Source organism: Shewanella sp. 11B5 (assembly GCF_002836795.1).
GTDB lineage: Bacteria > Pseudomonadota > Gammaproteobacteria > Enterobacterales > Shewanellaceae > Shewanella > Shewanella frigidimarina.
In genome coordinates this window covers 1-3,035 of sequence record NZ_PJAP01000940.1, presented here as the reverse complement: position 1 = coordinate 3,035, position 3,035 = coordinate 1, and the positions used below count along the sequence as shown (strand labels likewise).

Annotated in this window: 1 protein-coding gene; it reads right to left on the bottom strand. The window is 38.7% G+C overall.

The annotated features are described in order from the left end of the window. The coding region (locus CXF78_RS18535) for a putative Ig domain-containing protein (RefSeq protein WP_145991558.1) at positions 1-3,035 on the bottom strand (3,035 nt) is incomplete at both ends.

Sequence of the window (3,035 nt, the reverse complement as noted above, 5' to 3'; positions counted from 1 at the left end):
AAAATTTCCGACGTAGTGCTAAAGGTAAAAGTAATAACGCAATATACCCCAAACTACCGCCACCCGAATCCCCATCAGTTACATTAATGACAAGTATCGCATTACTGCTTAGCCCCATTGAATCTGTCGCTGTCACCACAGCGGTCATCTTACCGCTTGTAGCACTACTTCCTGTTACATTGCCTTCCGAACTGATACTAATCCCAACAGGTAACCCTTCAGCAGTGAAACTCATAATATGGCCATCAGCATCAGTAAATGAACTCGCAACATCTACAATAACTGCTTCAGCGGTCTTGATAGAAAGAGGGCTCAAGCTGGTGGACTTAGGTGCCGAATTGACTTGAACTATTGCAGACAAAGATGCCTTAGCCCCTAGACTATCGGTCACTGTCGCTAACACCCTGTGTTCGCCGGCTGTGATCAATTTCCCATGAACCAAACCATGGGGGTTAACCTCAAGTTCGGAGCCATCATCCTTAGCAAAAGTGAAGCTCTGCCCTTCAGGATCGATAACTGAACCAGCGAGATCCAAAGCAATATTTTCGCCAGGATTAACCCAGTACTTATCGATAGTACCAATAAGAGGCGCAGTGTTAGCATAGAAAGGCACTAATATTGTCAATGTCATATCTCTGCTGTCGGTCACCAAGATATTTAAATCACCTGAGTCACTATTTTTGGTTTCAAAGGTAAGCAGGCCCGTTTCACTCAACATTGCATCAGCGGGAAGACTATTAGGGCTATAAGTAAGGACATCATCGCTATCAGCGTCAAAAACAAAATCGGCGATATTCAGCTCAATCTTTTCTCCCTCGTTTGCCAATACAGGCATTATAGCGGCCTTCAATACTGGACTGGAGGAGAAGTCTGCAATCATAAATCCAACGGCTGAGTCGCTCGTTTGTGCACCAAAAATAGCTCTCTGTTTCAAGCCATCGGCATAAAATACGTTATAGTTCTGAAAATATGATATTCCATAATCGCTGGCTGGAGTGGTTGCAAGTAACTTCCAACTGCCGCTCTCCCTATCAACGGCATATGTATACAGATCATAATAATTGGTACTTACCACGTAGTCCTGTGAGACGAATACTAAATTATGGTTATTAATGCCTGAAATAAAAGAAACCGACATAAATGACAAGCTGAAATCAGTATTGACCTTATAACTGCTAATCGCGTCACGACTAACGAAATAGATGTTGCCCTCATTTACCAGTACGGATGACTCAGTAGAAACCGAACCAGAAAGGTCAATGACTTCTTCTACATCAACATCTTTATTAGCCAGATCTACGTCGATCCAGTAAAGTTTCGATGCACTTCTGTCCCACACATACGGCTTGCCACCAACAAAGCCCACTTGACGATAATAGCTATTCCCTAAAAGAGATGTATCAAGCACATCAATCAAGGTAGCATTATTATCCGCATCCATACTAACGAAGATATAATTGTTATCTTCGTTACTAAATATCGCTAAGTTATTAGCTTTGTTAAACACGGCATTATCTGTGTAATATAATGGATTACCTGATGATACAAGAGGCTTAAGTCCACCTGAAACAGTTCCATCGGCAGCAACTTTCAATGCTATATACTTATCATTTTCCCAATAGTTGTTCTCGGAAAAGTTACGTCCCGCGATGAATATCTCATCACCATGAACAGATAGGCTCTGAATATCAGGTGTAACATTCTGCCCAATACCAAACTGGGTCCAATTTGAAGAAAATAACGATGTCTTTGCCGCTGAATCAGCACTAATTGACGTAATACCATCTGCATCAATAACAACTATAATTCCCAATGACTCGATAAACACATTACGGCTGGAGCCATTAGCCAAGTGAGGTAAATTTTGCTGGCCATCTTTTATGCTACTTACTTTGCTGTAATCATAAAAATTATCTGAAGATGCGTAGAGCTCAACTTTCTGATCGTTTAGTCTCCAGCCAAGTTTATCTCCTCGACTAAGAGAACTAAGTAACACATTTGTTGCCACCGTTTTATCCAACGTAAAAGAGGGTGATACACCATCGTTGAAGTTATAAAGCTTGCCTGTATTACTAGTCCTTTGAACTAACAATTTACTGCCAACAAGAGAAAGTGATGTTGAAGAAATATATGAATTTGTATTGAAAGCACTGTATGAATTAGCGTTATACTTGAGTGTCAATGTCTTTCCTGCCACATCGAGACGATATACCGTGATTTCATTATTGTCTGAAGTAAATATATTACCTGTAGATTGGTCATACAATATATTTGAAATAGATTGATAACTGCTATTCCTTGAAATTCGAGAAATTTCCGCAACTGTATTGTCAATAGGATTTAATTGATAAGCAACGAGAGGATCTGTCGAATTATAATCTCGACCGTCACCAGACAATAATAAAATATTATTACTATCATCAAATTCAATATCATCTATCTGTGATGGAATATTATCGCTGTCACCTAGTAATTTTACTGCAACAAGTTTGCCAGTTGCAGTGTCTCGTTTTGTTATCGAAACATAACGTTCATATTGGTTTCTGATAAATAGATAATTACCACTTTCCGATATTTCAATAACATCATTATTTGTAATATTTTTTCCATTTATCGCGCTATAGCTAAACTGCTCAACCCAATATTTTGTATCGACATCAAACTTCATCACTGTCAATTGATAAGATGAGTCAATTGCAGATTTTACATACAAAAATGTACCATCCGGGCTCAACGTAATATTAATACCATAGTAATTGTCATCAGTAACCAGAGCTTGCTTACCATAATAGCTAATAGTGTTATCATTATTTGCCAAGAAGTTATGAATATATTTAGATTCTGTTCCAACTGCTATCCTGCCAGCAGAATAAACTTTATTGATATTATGAATACTGCCTTCTTCAACCAAACCAACATTAGAAACAGATATGCTATGCTGCATTTTATCTTTAATAACATTTGTTTGCGCCTCGTCAAAGACGATGCCATAAGATTTCATTGAGACAAGAAGACCGAACATTGCCAGCCAAGCA